17 protein-coding genes are annotated in these 15,903 nt (G+C 35.3%); 9 read left to right on the forward strand and 8 right to left on the reverse strand.

Features of this window, described 5'->3' with window-relative positions:
- The first annotated feature begins 23 nt into the window (after positions 1 to 23).
- The 4 genes from gldB (at position 24) to MG290_RS07070 (ending at position 3,403) form a co-directional block, all read left to right on the forward strand.
- Complete coding sequence (gene gldB / locus MG290_RS07055; RefSeq protein WP_264563111.1) at positions 24 to 983, forward strand: gliding motility lipoprotein GldB; 960 nt, start codon at positions 24 to 26, stop codon at positions 981 to 983.
- Positions 983 to 1,318, forward strand: coding sequence for a gliding motility protein GldC (gldC, locus tag MG290_RS07060; RefSeq protein ID WP_264563112.1), 336 nt, complete (start codon positions 983 to 985; stop codon positions 1,316 to 1,318). Before gldB ends, gldC begins: the two co-directional genes overlap by 1 nt.
- 381 nt (positions 1,319 to 1,699) lie before the next feature.
- Positions 1,700 to 2,362: a ribulose-phosphate 3-epimerase gene (gene rpe, locus MG290_RS07065; protein ID WP_264563113.1), complete on the forward strand. Its 663-nt coding sequence runs from the start codon at positions 1,700 to 1,702 to the stop codon at positions 2,360 to 2,362.
- A 102-nt stretch (positions 2,363 to 2,464) separates the two neighbouring features.
- Positions 2,465 to 3,403: a T9SS type A sorting domain-containing protein gene (locus MG290_RS07070; RefSeq protein ID WP_264563114.1), complete on the forward strand. Its 939-nt coding sequence runs from the start codon at positions 2,465 to 2,467 to the stop codon at positions 3,401 to 3,403.
- A 14-nt stretch (positions 3,404 to 3,417) separates the two neighbouring features.
- On the opposite strand, the gene MG290_RS07075 is transcribed toward MG290_RS07070, so the two are convergent.
- Positions 3,418 to 5,307: a TonB-dependent receptor plug domain-containing protein gene (locus MG290_RS07075; protein ID WP_264563115.1), complete on the reverse strand. Its 1,890-nt coding sequence runs from the start codon at positions 5,305 to 5,307 to the stop codon at positions 3,418 to 3,420.
- A 74-nt stretch (positions 5,308 to 5,381) separates the two neighbouring features.
- On the opposite strand from MG290_RS07075, the gene MG290_RS07080 reads away from it, so the two are divergent.
- The 3 genes from MG290_RS07080 to MG290_RS07090 all read left to right on the forward strand — a co-directional run bounded on the left by MG290_RS07080 (position 5,382) and on the right by MG290_RS07090 (position 9,029).
- Complete coding sequence (locus MG290_RS07080; protein ID WP_264563116.1) at positions 5,382 to 6,878, forward strand: aminotransferase-like domain-containing protein; 1,497 nt, start codon at positions 5,382 to 5,384, stop codon at positions 6,876 to 6,878.
- 123 nt (positions 6,879 to 7,001) lie between these two features.
- Positions 7,002 to 8,279, forward strand: coding sequence for a DUF4026 domain-containing protein (locus tag MG290_RS07085; protein WP_264563117.1), 1,278 nt, complete (start codon positions 7,002 to 7,004; stop codon positions 8,277 to 8,279).
- Between the two features lie 24 nt (positions 8,280 to 8,303).
- On the forward strand, positions 8,304 to 9,029 hold the full coding sequence (locus MG290_RS07090; RefSeq protein WP_264563118.1) for an MBL fold metallo-hydrolase: 726 nt from the start codon (positions 8,304 to 8,306) through the stop codon (positions 9,027 to 9,029).
- Between the two features lie 157 nt (positions 9,030 to 9,186).
- On the opposite strand, the gene MG290_RS07095 is transcribed toward MG290_RS07090, so the two are convergent.
- From MG290_RS07095 to yiaA, 3 genes are all read right to left on the reverse strand, one after another.
- Complete coding sequence (locus MG290_RS07095; protein ID WP_264563119.1) at positions 9,187 to 9,732, reverse strand: DinB family protein; 546 nt, start codon at positions 9,730 to 9,732, stop codon at positions 9,187 to 9,189.
- A gap of 55 nt (positions 9,733 to 9,787) precedes the next feature.
- Positions 9,788 to 10,321 (reverse strand): Crp/Fnr family transcriptional regulator, encoded by a 534-nt coding sequence (locus MG290_RS07100; protein WP_264563120.1) that lies wholly within the window; start codon positions 10,319 to 10,321, stop codon positions 9,788 to 9,790.
- 91 nt (positions 10,322 to 10,412) lie between these two features.
- Positions 10,413 to 10,868, reverse strand: coding sequence for an inner membrane protein YiaA (gene yiaA, locus MG290_RS07105; protein ID WP_264563121.1), 456 nt, complete (start codon positions 10,866 to 10,868; stop codon positions 10,413 to 10,415).
- A 135-nt stretch (positions 10,869 to 11,003) separates the two neighbouring features.
- On the opposite strand from yiaA, the gene MG290_RS07110 reads away from it, so the two are divergent.
- Positions 11,004 to 12,461, forward strand: coding sequence for a hypothetical protein (locus MG290_RS07110; protein WP_264563122.1), 1,458 nt, complete (start codon positions 11,004 to 11,006; stop codon positions 12,459 to 12,461).
- Here MG290_RS07110 and MG290_RS07115 read toward each other — a convergent pair.
- Positions 12,456 to 12,869: a hypothetical protein gene (locus tag MG290_RS07115; RefSeq protein WP_264563123.1), complete on the reverse strand. Its 414-nt coding sequence runs from the start codon at positions 12,867 to 12,869 to the stop codon at positions 12,456 to 12,458. The two genes, MG290_RS07110 and MG290_RS07115, sit on opposite strands and share 6 nt — an antisense overlap.
- A 4-nt stretch (positions 12,870 to 12,873) precedes the next feature.
- On the reverse strand, positions 12,874 to 13,437 hold the full coding sequence (locus MG290_RS07120; RefSeq protein ID WP_264563124.1) for a DUF4256 domain-containing protein: 564 nt from the start codon (positions 13,435 to 13,437) through the stop codon (positions 12,874 to 12,876).
- An 88-nt stretch (positions 13,438 to 13,525) separates the two neighbouring features.
- On the opposite strand from MG290_RS07120, the gene MG290_RS07125 reads away from it, so the two are divergent.
- Entirely contained in the window at positions 13,526 to 14,434 is a 909-nt protein-coding gene (locus MG290_RS07125; RefSeq protein ID WP_264563125.1) for a DUF808 domain-containing protein, read from the forward strand.
- Between the two features lie 33 nt (positions 14,435 to 14,467).
- Here the strand turns inward: MG290_RS07125 and MG290_RS07130 are convergent, their stop codons facing one another.
- Positions 14,468 to 14,872 (reverse strand): c-type cytochrome, encoded by a 405-nt coding sequence (locus MG290_RS07130; RefSeq protein ID WP_264563126.1) that lies wholly within the window; start codon positions 14,870 to 14,872, stop codon positions 14,468 to 14,470.
- Between the two features lie 22 nt (positions 14,873 to 14,894).
- Positions 14,895 to 15,896 (reverse strand): porphobilinogen synthase, encoded by a 1,002-nt coding sequence (gene hemB / locus MG290_RS07135; RefSeq protein WP_264563127.1) that lies wholly within the window; start codon positions 15,894 to 15,896, stop codon positions 14,895 to 14,897.
- Positions 15,897 to 15,903: the final 7 nt, after the last annotated feature.

The raw sequence follows: 15,903 nt of genomic DNA on the forward strand, positions 1-15,903 counted from the left end.
TATAAAATCTCATACGTTTTACGATGAAAAATACATTTTATTTATTGTTTTGTTCGTTATTTTTTGTTGCATGTGAAAAAGAAAATACCGTTCGAGATGAAATTCTCGCTATTCCTGTGGAAGCAAAAATAGAACGTTTCGACCAAGAATTCATGCAAACAACACCAGAAAGTTTTGACCGTTTAAAACAAAAATATCCCTATCTACTAACTGCTAGTACGCCTGATTCGGTTTGGTTTAAAAAGAAAAACGACAGTTTGTTCGGTGAATTGTATAAAGAAACCCAAGACAAATTTAAAGACGTTTCTGAATTACAAAAAGAACTTTCCCTACTTTTCAAACATATTAAATATTATTTTCCCAACGAAAACCCTGGAAAAGTGGTCACGGTATTGTCGGAAGTTGATATAATGAGTCGTGCTATTTACGCCGATTCTATTGCTGTAATTTCTTTGGATACTTATTTGGGAAAAGACCATAAATTCTATGTAGATTTTGACAGCTATACCTTAGGCGATTTTGAACCGAACCGAATTGTGGTGGATTTAGCAGAACATTTTGCCGCTCAAAAAATAGCTGCACCACAAGAACGCACCTTTATCAGTCAAATGATTTATTGGGGAAAAATTATGTATTTTAAAGAACAATTGTTGCCAGAAGTGAACGATGCTTTAAAAATGAATTACACCCCAGAACAAATGCAGTGGATACAAGCAAACGAAGCCCAAGTGTGGAAATATTTTGTAGAAAGTAAATATTTATATGACAACGATGTGAAACTCATTGCACGGTTTATTCAGCGAGCACCATTTTCTAAGTTTTATTTAGAACTAGACCAAGAATCGCCAGGTAGTGTGGGTGTATATATTGGCTGGCAAATTGTGCGTTCGTATATGAAAAATAATAATGTAACTTTGCAAGAATTGGCATTGAAAGATGCTAAAACCATTTTCGACGAATCTAAATATAAACCTAAAAAATAATGGCAAACAACACCTCTGAAATTAAAATAAACATCACGGTTGATGAAAATAAAGTTCCCGAAGACATCCGTTGGACTGCGAACGATGGCGGCATAGCAAACGAACAAGCAAAGGCAATGCTTTTATCAATCTGGGATAGTAAAGTGCAGGAAACACTGCGTATTGATTTATGGACAAAAGAAATGCCTGTTGATGAAATGAAAGTGTTTTTTCATCAAACTTTAGTGGCAATGGCAGATACGTTTGAACGTGCAACCGACGACAAAAAAATGAGCGATACCATGCGCGATTTCTGTGCGTATTTCGCAGAAAAATTAGAACTTCATAAAAAGTAAGATCCATAGAAGCAATTATGAAAAAACCGGCTTTTAAAATGAAACTTTCGCTGATTGTTTTCATAATAAGCTTATTTACAACTATTTATTGGCTAATTGCGTTTAACATAAACGTTTACGGCTACGCATTTACAGGAGCTATTTTTGATCTAACTTCTTTTTTGCTAATGATTAGTTTATACACGTTGCCTTTTTTAATAATTGCACTAATTTTTCGTTTAAAACAAAGAACTCCTAAATTACATTTTGTTAGTTTAGCACTTCTTTTATTTATGCTGATTTTGATATTTACTGTTTATCAGTAGAATTTTACTTTTTTTATAAAACACTTCAATTTTCGGGTAAAAATAACTTTGTATCTTTGCACAAACAACACACACAATGAGAAATACACTAATTGCTCCTTCGGTTTTGGCTGCCGATTTTGCAAACTTACAACGCGATGTTGAAATGATTAACAACAGCGCGGCCGACTGGTTTCATATTGATATTATGGACGGCGTTTTTGTTCCAAACATTTCCTTTGGTATGCCGGTTTTGGCTGCTATCAACAAATATGCTAAAAAAACAATCGATGTACATTTAATGATTGTAGATCCAGACCGATACATTGAAACTTTTAAAAATTTAGGTGCCGATGTGCTAACGGTTCATTATGAAGCCTGCACGCACCTTCATCGTTCGTTGCAAGCGATTAAAGCAGCGGGCATGAAAGCGGGGGTAGCTATTAACCCACACACCAATGTGGCTTTATTAGAAGACGTGATCAACGATATAGATTTAGTTTGTATCATGAGCGTGAACCCAGGTTTTGGCGGGCAATCGTTTATTGAAAATACGTATAAAAAAGTGCAGCAACTTAAAGAGCTTATTGTTAAAAACAATGCCAGAACTTTAATAGAAATCGATGGTGGTGTAACCGACAAAAACGCTGCAGATTTAGTAAAAGCAGGCGCCGATGTTTTAGTTGCCGGCAGTTTTGTGTTTAATGCCCAAGACCCTATTGCAACAATAGAGAATTTAAAAAACATTACAAGTATATAACAAAAAGACTTCCAAAAAACGGAAGTCTTTTTGTTAGCACATACATAAACTTTTGTTAATTTTTTTATTATATTTGACATATAAACCTTAAAAATTAACATAATGAAAAAGTTTATTTTAACCTTACTAATACTTGTGCCTTTTGCAATAAAGGCGCAAGTTACATTGATACCCGATCAAAATTTTGAAAATTATTTGGTACATTGGGGATATGATAGCGATGGATTGATAAATGGACAGATTTTAACTAGTGACGCACTAACAGTTACCGAATTAGATTTTATAAACAAAAGCCCCAATAATATTTCATGGATTGATTTAGATGGATTTAATGATTTTGCTAATTTAGAGATACTTAAAGTTCAATACGGGGCCACAAACATAAGTTTTGCGAATTTATCAAATCTAAAAAATATATATTTAGATAACTGTGACCTAACTTCTTTTGATGCAACACCTTTAAGTTCTTTAGAAGAATTGATACTTGAATGCTCAAGCCTAGATGTTCCACCAAGAGAAATTCGAGAATTAGATTTTAGCAACAGCCCTAATTTTAACTACCTCAACGTACGAGAATTAAGCTATTTAGAACGAATTAGTTTGCGAAACAACCAAGCTAGCTCCGTGTCCATTATTTTGTATGGAGGTGCAGATCCGAACCTATGTATCGAAGTTGATAACCCTTTAGATGCAACAAACAATTTGCCACCATATAATAATTGGTCCATTACATGGGATGGTGTACATGACTATACTAATTTCTATTTCAGCGATTTGTGTACATTAAGCTTAGAAAAATTTGTAAATGAAAATTTCAAAATATACCCAAATCCAGCAACCGATTATGTGGCAGTTGAACAAAAAACAACCGATGGTGTCCATCTGCAAGCTGTTCAAATTTTAGATAGTTCCGGCAAATTGGTGCGTTCTGTAAAAGGAAATTTTGACTCTATCAATGTATCAAACCTTAATAAAGGCGTGTATCTTTTTGTGATACAAACCGATAAAGGCAACAAAGCAGAAAAAATCATTGTTCAATAAACTAAAAAGACTTCCTATTCGGAAGTCTTCTTTTTTAAATTAAATCGGTAATTCACACCCAATTGGATCCAGCGGCTTGGCATGGGCACTGCTGCCACTTCTTTATACAAACTATTGAATAAATTGGTTGCTTGCGTATATACCTGAAATGAAGGAAATTCATACATCAATCGTAAATCTGAAACAATATAACCATTGTTTAATTCACGTTTTATATATCGGTTTTGAAACTGAATGCTTACCTCATCTATCGTATAATTGATTCCTGCTATTGCTTGATATTTTAAACTTTCAATGGTATATTTTGAAATGATTTCACTCGCAGAATCTTCTTTCTTCGGACTTAAATATTGATAACTTACGGAGTAACCTAATTTTTGATTGGTTGCAATCTGAATATCGTGATTGTATCGCACATTCAATCCACGCATGATTTGATTTCCTAAATTTTGTGGTTGGTAAGGAACATCGGTTGATATCCGAGTCCAATCGATAAAATCAGAAATATTTCGCTCAAAAACACTCGCAACAAAACGTCTATTGGCTTTGGTATAGTTCACCCCAACTTCATATTGCCAAGCTGCTTCGGGTTTTAAATCAGGATTTCCAATATTTCCCGGTCTTTGATTCACATACAAATCTGTAAACGACGGAATACGCTGACTACTGCCAATACTAGCCTGAACTTTCCAATCGTTATTCAACAAATAAGCTACATCGGCACCCGGATACCACTGAAAACCGTAATCGGTATTATAATTCCAGTAAGCACCTACATTCACTAATAATTTTTCGAAAAAAGTATTTTTATACTCGGCAAACCAACCATGATTTTTACGATCGTGCTCGCCAATGTTGGAACTATTTATGTCTTCTAATCGCAACTCATAACCTGCTCCAAAATCTCCAATATTTGTGGTATAAACTCCGTTCAATTCAAACATAAACGCATTGGAATAGTGCAAGGAACGGGCTTTGCTTAAATCGTTTCGGTAAAAACGGTAATCGTCTTCGTTGTAGCGGTTGCTAATGCGCGGTTTAATGGTTAAATTATCGGTAATTCTATGATTACTACCCACACTCAATAGTAAAGTCTGCACCACTTCATACGATTCCTTATCATGCGGTGCAGCGTAATATCCGTTGGCTCCAAATTCGTTATCCAAATAACCACTCATCCAGTTTACCGAATTATTATCGTTCAAGGCAACATTTCCCTGATACATGGTTTTTAGATTTTTAGCAGCCGTATTGTAACGTTGTCCGTTGGTTTCTTCCTTGGCAATACTTAGTAAATGATGTACTTTTCCGGTATTGATACCAGCTGTTGCCTGCAAACCACCACCTGCATAAATTCCGTTGCCATCTCCTTCTTCTTTGCTTTTAAACGAACTACCACCATAAGCATGCAGTTGCACAAAATCATTGGTTTGGGTTTTTGTAACGATATTCACCGCTCCGGTTAAGGCATTGATACCGTAAATTCTGGCCGCTGGTCCTTTTAATACTTCAATGCGTTCAATCGCATCCAAAGGAATAGGCAAATTCATAGAGTGGTGTGCCGTTTGTGCATCGCCCATTTTAACGCCGTTCCAAAGTACCATTGTTTGTTCGAACGATCCACCGTCGATACTGATATCTGCTTGTGAACCAAACGGACCGCGCTGACGAATATCCACTCCACTTACATAACTTAACACTTCATTTATCGATGAAACCGGCAGTTTTTTGATATCTTCTTTTGTTATAACCTGAATATTTCGGGTTGATTGTTGAAAAGGTATCTGCATGCGGTTTTCGTAAATAATCAGTTCATCTAATTCGTCAATAGTATCATTTGCAACTTGGGCTTTACCAATAAATGGAAAACTACAAAGTGCCAACAATAGGTATTTATTTTTCATTTGTATAGATTTAATAAAAAGTGGTGCAAAATTCGTAACTTGCCAGCCGACTGAAATAGTCCGGTAGAAACACAATGAATAGTCCGGTAGAAGAAATAATACAAAAAGCAGTATCAATAGATAGAAAAGCATCGGTTGCGGTTTATATACAAATTGCCCAACACATTATTAATGCAGTGCAGCGTGGTTATTTTTCGGTTGGAACTTTATTACCCGGAACCAGAAGTTTAAGTAGGTTACTAAAAATTCACCGTAATACAGCGGTTGCAGTTTATGACGAATTGGCTTCGCAAGGTTGGGTTGAAATTATTGCTAATAAGGGTACTTTTGTTTTAGAAAAAAAGCATTCACATCCCACAAATCAGCTGAAAGCATTTGTGCAAAGCAAACAATATCCATCAGCAACAGGATTTAGCTTTACGAAAAGTCCGCATGTAATTTCTCCGTATGAAAAAGCAAATACCACTTACACATTTAACGACGGACAAACAGATATTCGCCTGCATACCGATGGTTTATACAATCGCTGGTACAACACAGTGTTGAGGCGAACTACCCTTCATACCAAGTGGAATCGGTTTTTATTTGATAAAACTTCTTTTTTAGATGCGCAATTGAGTAACTATTTAAACCTTACTCGAAATTTACAAATTACACCAAAAAATGTGTTGGTAACGCGCAATACCGAAATGAGTTTGCATTTAATAGCACAACTTTTATTGCAACCAAACGACTTGGTTTTGGTAGGAAATTTAAGCAATTTTACTGCGAATATGGTCTTTAGTCAAGCAAAAGCTACAATAAAAACCATACCTGTTGATGCATCTGGAATTGATGTGGAATATATCCGACAAAATTTTACCAAAAACAGCATACGATTGCTTTATTGCACCCCTCAAAGACATTACCCAACCACAGTCAGCCTTACATCTGAAAGACGTACACAATTGCTGGCATTGGCAAACGAATATAAATTTGCCATTATTGAAGATGATTATGATTATGATTTTCAGTATGATGCGCTTGCAACACCGCCAATGGCAAGTGCCGATACCAACGGATTGATTATTTATTTGGGAAAAGTTGGTCAGGCGTTGTTTCCGGCTTTTGAAACCGGTTTTATCGTGGCGCCTGAAAATTTAACTACCGAAGTTAAAAATTATTACCGAATGATTGATCCGCAGGGAGATTTAATCAAAGAACAGATTTTGGCAGAAGTAATTTATGAGGGCGAAATGCATCGACAGGTAAAAAAGAAAATCTTGCTTTACAAAACGCGGCGCGATGCGATGTGCAATGCCTTAAAAAACACATTTGGCGATTTAATTAACTTTAACAAACCCAATGGCGGACTGGCTTTGTTTGTTCAATTCAAAAAGCCTATTTCGCTGGTAAAATTATCAGAACAAATTTCAAAATACAATGTTACCTTACCAAAACATCTGCTGTATCAAACCAAAAACATTTGCGGCATTCGCTTGGGATTTGGTCATTTGAATACCGAAGAAATCAAGCACACCATCGAAATGTTGCGAAAAGCGTATGATGATCTGGTAACTAGAAATGCATAGCAAAAATGCGGTAAAACCGAATTACTTCCCACTAAAAAAATAAAAAACTATAAAAAATAGCTTCATAAATCTTTTACATACTTCTAAATCATTATCTTTAGTAAAGAATTTAAAAAAAAATTTATGAGTTTATATGATCAAATTGCAACGGAAGGGTTGCGATTACCTTCAGAAATGGGCATTTTCGGAAGAAATAACCAAACCACACTTAGCTTTGAATACCTTCACAATCAACTAAAAAATACGAAAGATTTTGAGGTGGTTTCGTTTGAAGAAGAAACGGTGGAGAGTGATAATCCTGCCTTAAAAAAGCAATTTACACTAAACATTGTTTACAAACAACTGCCGTACGACATTAATTTGTTTGTGGTTGAAAGCAATGTTTTAGATTTAGACAATTACGCCCGCATTAATTATATCGATGAAAACGATGTGCAACTAGCAAAAAACGAATCGTTTTATTTAGAATCTTCTATGTATTTTTCCACCAATATTTTAGAAAGTTTTCATCTGCAACTAAAAGTGCTCACTGCTTTGGTTCCAAACCCTACTGTTTTGGTCGATTTCATGCCTGCTCGTTTGCTTTCAGGACAATGGGCAAAAGTTGCCTCGAAACTAATCACACCGCCTTCGCCCCATTATATTTACACCATTCACGGTGTGTATGATGAAATTGATGGCGAAAAAACATATTGGCTGCACACGCATGGCTTGCATCGCTGCGGTACGGTGGAACTGGAAATGATCGCTATTAAAAACGGAGTAAACGAGCTCAACGGTTTGTTAGACGCTATGGTTTCTAAGTTTATTTACGAACCCGCACCTGAAAACGAACCATTTAATATGGGATTTATTGGATATGATTTGAATTTTGTTTGGATGCGTTGGGAAGACGTTGTGACCAATTATCCGGCAGCAATACCAGGCGGTTTGCAAGAACGTACTCCGGAGGAAGGCAATTATGGACCATCGGGAGTGGTTTATTTGCACGAAAACAATGAGATTTACCCACCTGACGTTTTAACAGAAGATTTAAGAGAAAATCCGATTTATTTCATCAAAAACGAAGAAACCGAACGCATGTCTGCTTTGGCTTATGAACAATATCATTATTTTAAAAAAGCCTTTCAGCAACAATTTGGTCAGGAAAATTGGCGGTTTTTAATGAAACTGGGATTACCTATTGATGAAGGCGATGGCAACGAGCATTTGTGGTTTGATGTTACTGCTATTGATGAAGATGATACGCTGCAGGTAACTTTGCTCAACCAGCCGTACCAAATTGAAAAATACAATCAAAACGATGTATTAACGCTTCCCTTAAAACATTTAACCGATTGGGTGATTTATGCACCTGAGAAAAGCTTTACACCCGACAGTATTTACGAATTATTCACGTAGATCTTTCAAAACAATAAAAAATAAATGGAACTTACAGTAATTAAACAAGGGAATTTTAAAATTGCCAAGAATAAAAAATTCAAACTCTTAGACCCGAACGATGTATCAAAGGGAATAAAACTGGCTGTTCAACCTTTTTTAATTACCACCTTAAACGACTGTATATTGTTAGATGTCGGGTTGGATTTTTTAGAAGATAAACAACCCGCCATTTTAAAACAATTAGCAACGCATGGTGTGCATCCAGACAATATCACTAAAATTTTGATTTCTCATTTTCACAAAGACCATGTGGGCGGTTTGGGATATTTTAATACGGAAAATGAATGGGTTGCAAATTTTCCAAAAGCAACCATTTACTTAAACAAACAAGCTTTTGAACACGCCTTAGAACAAAAAACAAACCCTTCCTATGATCATGAAATGTTGCAACAACTACAAAAAATGTCTGCTATTTTTTGGATAGATACTGCTGAGGGTTGGCTCACTCCCGAAATTGGTTTTTTAGTGACCAATGCACACGATGTTTTTCATCAAGTTTTTTGGATAACCGACAAAACCACTACTTTTTTCTATGGCGCAGACGATTTGCCAACTACTGCTTATTTAAAGCGAGCTATTGCCTACAAAACAGATTACAACGGCGAAAAAGCAATGAAACTCCGTAAAATTTGGAAAGAAAAAGCCAAAGCCGAAAACTGGCACATTTTGTTGTACCATGATTTAAAAGATCCAGTGGTGCAATTCTAAATTGAGTTTCGTCAGTTCGAGTGTTTTTTGTGTAATGAAATGAAACAAAAAATGTATCGAGAACAATTTCTTTCAACTTCTCGATACAATTTCCCTTCGTTTCTCTACGGAAAACCACTCGAAGTGACGCAAATACAACATACAGAAATTGAGAATTTTAGTTCGCAAGCACTTTTTTCGCTTGCACTACATGCCTTTTATTGTGATAAATAACAAACCGAAATGTATCGCCCAACTTCAGTTTTATAAGTGTCGTTATACTGATGCTTGTTTTAACTTTATTAAGATTCACGGTTCTACTGGCATTTAACAAATCTAACAACTGTTTTTGCTGATCTATAAAAACAGTAACCGTATTTTTTGATAAACTACTGTGAATAGGATTCATAGATTTAAACGCTTTCATTTTGTTCAGCTTGTCTTTTGGTAGCATACTTTGCGCAAAATAATTACCCAACCAACCACTTTTAAATTCGGCTGTAGCTTTTGTTGTTGATGTTTCAATCCGATTTTTAATTTCGGGCAGATAAAAATTTCCGTACAAATTCAAATGTTCCAAACATTCTAAAACGCTCCAGCTTTCGTTGGTTAATCTTTTGTTTAATTCTGCATCGGTTACTAAAAGTAAATTTTCAGCAAACGCTAAATGTTCGTGCATAAGATTGATCAATTCGTGTAGTAGGTTTTCGGTAGAAGTTTTCATTGTTCTAATTTTAAGCAAATATCAAACTTTACGGATCATTAAAAATTGATCGAAATCAAGATTTTTTTAAGCGCGATAATGTTTCGGGTGTCATGCGCAAATAGTTTGCAATATGCTTGTTGGGAATTTCCTGAAAAAGCTGCGGACTGCGTTTTAAAATGCGTTCGTATCGCTCTTTTGGCAATGTAATTAACAAATCTTTTTCGCGTTCTATTTGTTGTAGAACCAAATCTTCTAAAATTGCGATCCACAACTTTAAATAAATGGGATCAGAATTTAAAAACGCCATAATATCTGCTTTAGAAATTACTTTTACAATCGATTTTTTAATTGCCTGAATATAAAAATCCGAAGGTTTTCCAGATAAAAAAGAATCCAGCGAAACAATGATGTTGTTTTGATATCCAAACCGTATAATTTGCTCTTCGCCGTTATTTATCACATAAACTTTCAAGCTTCCTTCTTTAATAAAATAAATATCGGTATCGATTGTTCCGCTGGTCGACAAATATTCGTTTCGATTTAAATGCAACTCTTTAGTAAACAAATTATTTGTTTCGAATAAACTATAAAGGTCAGCAGTTTTCATGTAGTAATTTTGTAAAATAAAGATACTAAAATCTCTTGAATAATCGCTTATAAAAAAACAAAACCCGCTTGAGAAGCGAGTTTTAAATAAATTATTTGTAAAGATTATCAATTAATTTAGCGTCGCGGGTGTTTTTCTGTACAGCAATTGCACCATAAACCGCCAATATAAACGATACGCCGTAAAAGCCTTTTTCGCTCAGCAATAAATCTGCATTCCACAAACCAATTACGAGCAATGTGATTGATGCTATGGTTGCAAACCACGCCAATCCGTAGTAAAGTTCCGTCACTTCCAACCCCTCTGCTTTATCGCGCACTGTTTTTTGTACCGATATTACTGCGAACAAGCCAAAAAGTAAAATGGTAAAATAATAGCCCTTTTCGTTTAATTGCATTGTGGCGTTCCACAATCCAACACAATAGGAAATGGTTCCAATAAAAAGCACCATCCACGAAGCACCGATAAATGCAGGTGTTGGTTTTAAAGGATTTCTGTTGATTTCGTTTTTTTTATGCGTTTCAGTGTTTGTTTTAACTGTTTCCATATTTTTTCAATTTTAGTGATTTTGATACAGCAAATCTGCAACATAATCCGAAATACAAAAAACTAAATTTTCACAAAAACCGTTGATATATTCCTTTTTAAAAGTATCTTTATTTTAAATTCAAAAAGAACAAAAATGGATGCGCTATCAGAACTAATTTCTATTTTAAACGAAGAAGAATCAAAGGATTTTAAACACTATTTAAAGCTTCGCAATAAACGGAATGATACCAAGAATATTGAATTGTTTTCCATCTTAAAAACGGTCGATATAAATAAATTAAAAAAGTTGTATGGTTCCGATAAAAATAAAGATGCATACCATTCTTTAAGAAAACGTTTATATGAAAGTTTGCTTCTTTTTCTATCTAAAAAAACCTTTGAGAAAAACAATTCCGAAGCCCACGAAGCTTTACGTTTACTGGTTGTAAGTAAGTTTTTACTAGAGCACAATTTGCACAAAGCCGCCTTTAAATGTTTAAAAAAAGCAGAAATGGTGGCTGAAAAACTAGAACAATACAGTTTGTTGCACGAAATTCTACAAATCAAATTGCAGTATGCTTTTTTGAATGACAAAGAAAATCTAGAGTTACTTAATGACAAAATCATTAAAAATCAGGATATTATAAATAAAGAAACTCGATTGAATATGGCATACGCCGTTTTAAGGCAAGCATTTCAAAACACGCAAGCACATGGAAAAATAATCAATCTTAACGATTTTATTACAGAAATTGCCGCCAAGTATCAACTACAACCGACCGATTTTTTCAATTATAAATCTATTTATCAAATTTTGCATTTGGCAAATGAATACGCGCATATTCAACAGAATTTTTCCTTAATTGAAACCTACGCATCCAAAGCTGCAACTATTATTCATCAAAAATCGGCAAGTGGCAACCAACTTTATTACCATATCCACATATTGTATTATTTGGCGAATTTTTGTTTTAGAAACCAACTTTTTACCGATTCTGAAAAATATTTAAACCAAATGCATATACAAATGCAACAGCAAAACGGTCAATATTTCAATATATTTCAGCATAAATGGATTATTTTGCACAGTTTAAACCTGCATTTTTCAGGAAATACAGACGAAGCACTTCAAAAAACAACTACAGAATTAAGCAATTTACCCAAAAAATTTGCTGCTGACGATGTGATAGATTTGCAGCTTTGCGAATGTTTTTATTTGGTAAAAAAGAAGGATCGACAGGCACTAAAAAGTTTTGCAAAATTGCAGCATTCCGACATTTGGTATGAGAAGAAAATGGGTGTTGTTTGGACAATCCGCAAAAATTTAATCGAAATTCTATTACACGCACAATTTGCTAATTTTGAGTATGCGCTTACTCGGTTGCAGAGTTTTAAAAACAGATACAAAAAATATTTAACGCAAGTAAATGAACAGCGAATTCTTGATTTTGTTAAGCTTATAGAGAAATATTTATTGAATCCTGATATTATTCACAGACAATCTTTCAGGGATAACATAATTTTTATGCAGCATCAAAAAGAAAATCAAGACGTTTTTAGCTTAACTTTTATCAATTGGTTTATTGATTTGTGGCAGAACCAACAATTATAAGCCCTCAAAAACCACCAATTCATCGTTAGGTAAATCGTATTCGTATAAAATTTTATTTTCAGCATCGTAAAAAAGCCATTGCGCTTTGGTAACTCTGCCCTCGGTTACAGTTCCAATTCCTAAAACGGTATATTCCTTACCATTGCGCTGTTGTTGTTCAACCGAATATTCCAATCTGTCTTTACTGTCGATGATGTTTTTAAGCAATTCATTTTTAGAATTTGCAATGTAATATTCTGCAATTACATACAGCTCATCTAAAAACGCTAGCGTGTAATTAAAATCGCCGCTGTAATGATAATAAATTTCTTTTCCGTAAGTATTTCTAAAATCGGACACTTTATTTTGAGCCGATATGGAAGAACTAAAGCCAAACATCAGCATGAAACCAAAAAGAATATTTTTCATTGCACTAAATTTTTAACAAGCCACGAAAACCGCGTGCCGCATAATAAGAGGAAGCCCCATTGTGATAAAAAAACACGGTATCGTATCGAAAATCGCCAAATAAAACACCACCTAAATCTCGGATTTTTTGAGGCGTTTCAATCCAGGTCGATGTTTTTGTATCAAAAGTTTCTAAAGCCTGTAAAGCTCGGTATTCTTCTTCATTCAACAATTTAATTCCAATTTCGTGCGCGGCATCAATAACACTGTTTGCTGGTTTGTGTTCTTTACGGGCATCCAAAGCGGGGCGGTCATAACAAAAACTGCGACGCCCTTTTGGGCTTTCCTTTGAACAATCACAAAAAACAATTTCATTTGATTTCTCATCAAAAACCACCACATCAGGTTCGCCACCGGTTTCTTCCATTCTCAACAACACATCGATATTTGAAGGATTTTTTTGCAATTTTGTTTCCACATCATTCCAATCGATATTTTTATGTCGATGCCTGTTCTTTGCGAATCTTTTTTTTAAGGTATCTAATAAAATAGATTGTTCTTCTGCTGATAATTTGCTTTTCATTGTCATGTTTTTTTTAGAGATATTTTGATAACGAATTAAAAATAAATTATAAAGATAAATTTATATTTTTACATTTAAAAAAAATTAAATAGATATGGCATCAGGCTTTTTTGCAATTTTAGACGATATCGCTGCGTTAATGGACGATGTGGCAGTAACGAGTAAAATTGCAACACAAAAAACAGCAGGCATTTTAGGAGATGATTTAGCAGTGAATGCAGAAAAAGCAACCGGTTTTCTATCTTCGAGAGAAATTCCGGTACTCATGAAAATTATGAAAGGATCTTTCGTAAACAAACTGATTATAGTTCCTTTTGTTTTCCTTTTAGAATGGCTGTATTCACCCGCAATCACTGTTATATTAATCATCGGTGGATTTTATTTGGCCTTTGAAGGCGTAGAAAAAATTGTGGAATTTTTGTTTCACAGAAAGAAAAAAGGAGTGGAAGTAATCGAGGAAGCTACTGAAGTTACCGAAGACGGCGAGGCGCTAGAAAAAGCAAAAATTAAATCGGCTATTACTACCGACTTTATTCTATCATTAGAAATTGTGATTATTGCCTTAGCAGCTGCAAAATCGGGCTATGAATCGCTAAAATCTGAGTTCAACCCGCTTCTTGTTGAAATTGTAACAGTTTCCATCGTTGCCATCATCGCAACAGTTGGGGTTTATGGAATTGTAGCTCTAATAGTGCGTATGGACGATGCCGGCTACAAACTGATAAAAAAATCAAAAAGTGAAACAGGTTTTCTGGCTACTTTAGGCAACTTTTTAATTAAAGCCCTTCCTTGGGTAATTAAAGGTTTAGCGGTTGTTGGAACATTGGCTTTACTATTGGTTTCTGGCGGTATTTTTGATCATAACATAGCGTATCTGCATCATCTGCTGCCAAATGTACCCGAGATGCCAAAACAATTCTTATACGGTATTGTTGCCGGTTTAATTGTAGTTTTACTAGTTACAGCTTATAAAAAAATGTTTGGTAGAAAGACAAGTCATTAAATAAAAAAGGCATCTAAATGGATGCCTTTTTTGTTACTCTAACGTACTCATCATATATGCTTCTAAAGCTTGCAGCTCTTCGTCGCTCATAGTTTTAAGAATAGCAAAATTGGTTTCCATCACGTTGTATTGCGACGGGTCAACAATTGGGTCGGCTTTTTTACGCAAAAATGCTATCATGTCGCCATTTTGTTCTTTGTAAACCTTAGCAATTTCTTTAACGCTAGGCCCAATCACTTTTTTATCCACTTTATGACACGAAAAACAAGCTGCTTTGTTACTTTCAAACAACTCTTTTCCGTCTGCAACCAACTGATCTTCGGGACTTAATTTTTCTGCAACATTTTCAGGATACAATGCTTCTTTTTTTTCTTCTTTTTTACCGCAGGATGTTGTCATACAAGCGGCCAACAATCCAAAAACTAAAGTATTTTTCATAATTAAAGGTAATTAATAGATGTTATTTTAAGTTGTTCAACAAAATCGCGGCTTCCTTGGCAAAATAAGTCGAAATCAAACTCGCTCCGGCGCGTTTAATGCACATGAGTTGTTCCATCATGATTTTGTCGTGATCGAGCCAACCTTTTTCGGCAGCAGCTTTTATCATGGCATATTCGCCCGAAACGTGAAAAACGGTAACGGGAATATTTACGGCATTTTTTACCTCACGAACGATGTCGAGGTAAGCAATTCCGGGTTTTACCATCACCATATCGGCGCCTTCTTCGGCGTCCCAAACGGCTTCTTTCACAGCTTCGATACGATTGGCGTAATCCATTTGGTAGGTTTTTTTGTCTTTTGGTATAACTTCTCCAGTTTCTTTTGGCGCAGAATCCAATGCATCACGAAATGGTCCGTAAAAAGCCGAAGCATATTTAGCCGAATAACTCATAATGCCCACATTTTGAAAACCTGCCGCATCTAATCCTTGACGCAAACGCAACACACGACCGTCCATCATATCGCTTGGTGCTACAAAATCGGCTCCGGCTTTGGCATGTGAAACCGCCATTTTTACGAGTGCTTCGTTGGTTTCGTCATTGGCGATATCACCGTTTTTTATGATTCCATCATGACCGTAAATTGAATAGGGGTCGAGCGCCACATCGGGCATTACAATCATTTCAGGACAGGCGATTTTGATTTCGCGAATGGCACGTTGCATCAGTCCATTGTCGTTCCAAGCTTCTTTTCCGGTGTTGTCTTTTAACGATTCATCAACCTTTACATAAATGTTTATAGCACGAATTCCTAAAGCAAATAATTCTTTCACTTCTTCCACCGTTAAATCTATCGAACGACGAAAAATTCCGGGCATTGAAGGGATTTCTACTTTTACGTTTTCGCCTTCGGCAATAAACATCGGAAACATAAAATCGCTCGGACTTAAAGTGGTTTCGCGAACCAAACTTCTCATAGATTCGTTTACTCTTAAACGACGACCTCTGTGTAATGGAAACATAATTTTG

This window comes from Flavobacterium sp. CBA20B-1 (assembly GCF_028473145.1).
GTDB lineage: Bacteria > Bacteroidota > Bacteroidia > Flavobacteriales > Flavobacteriaceae > Flavobacterium.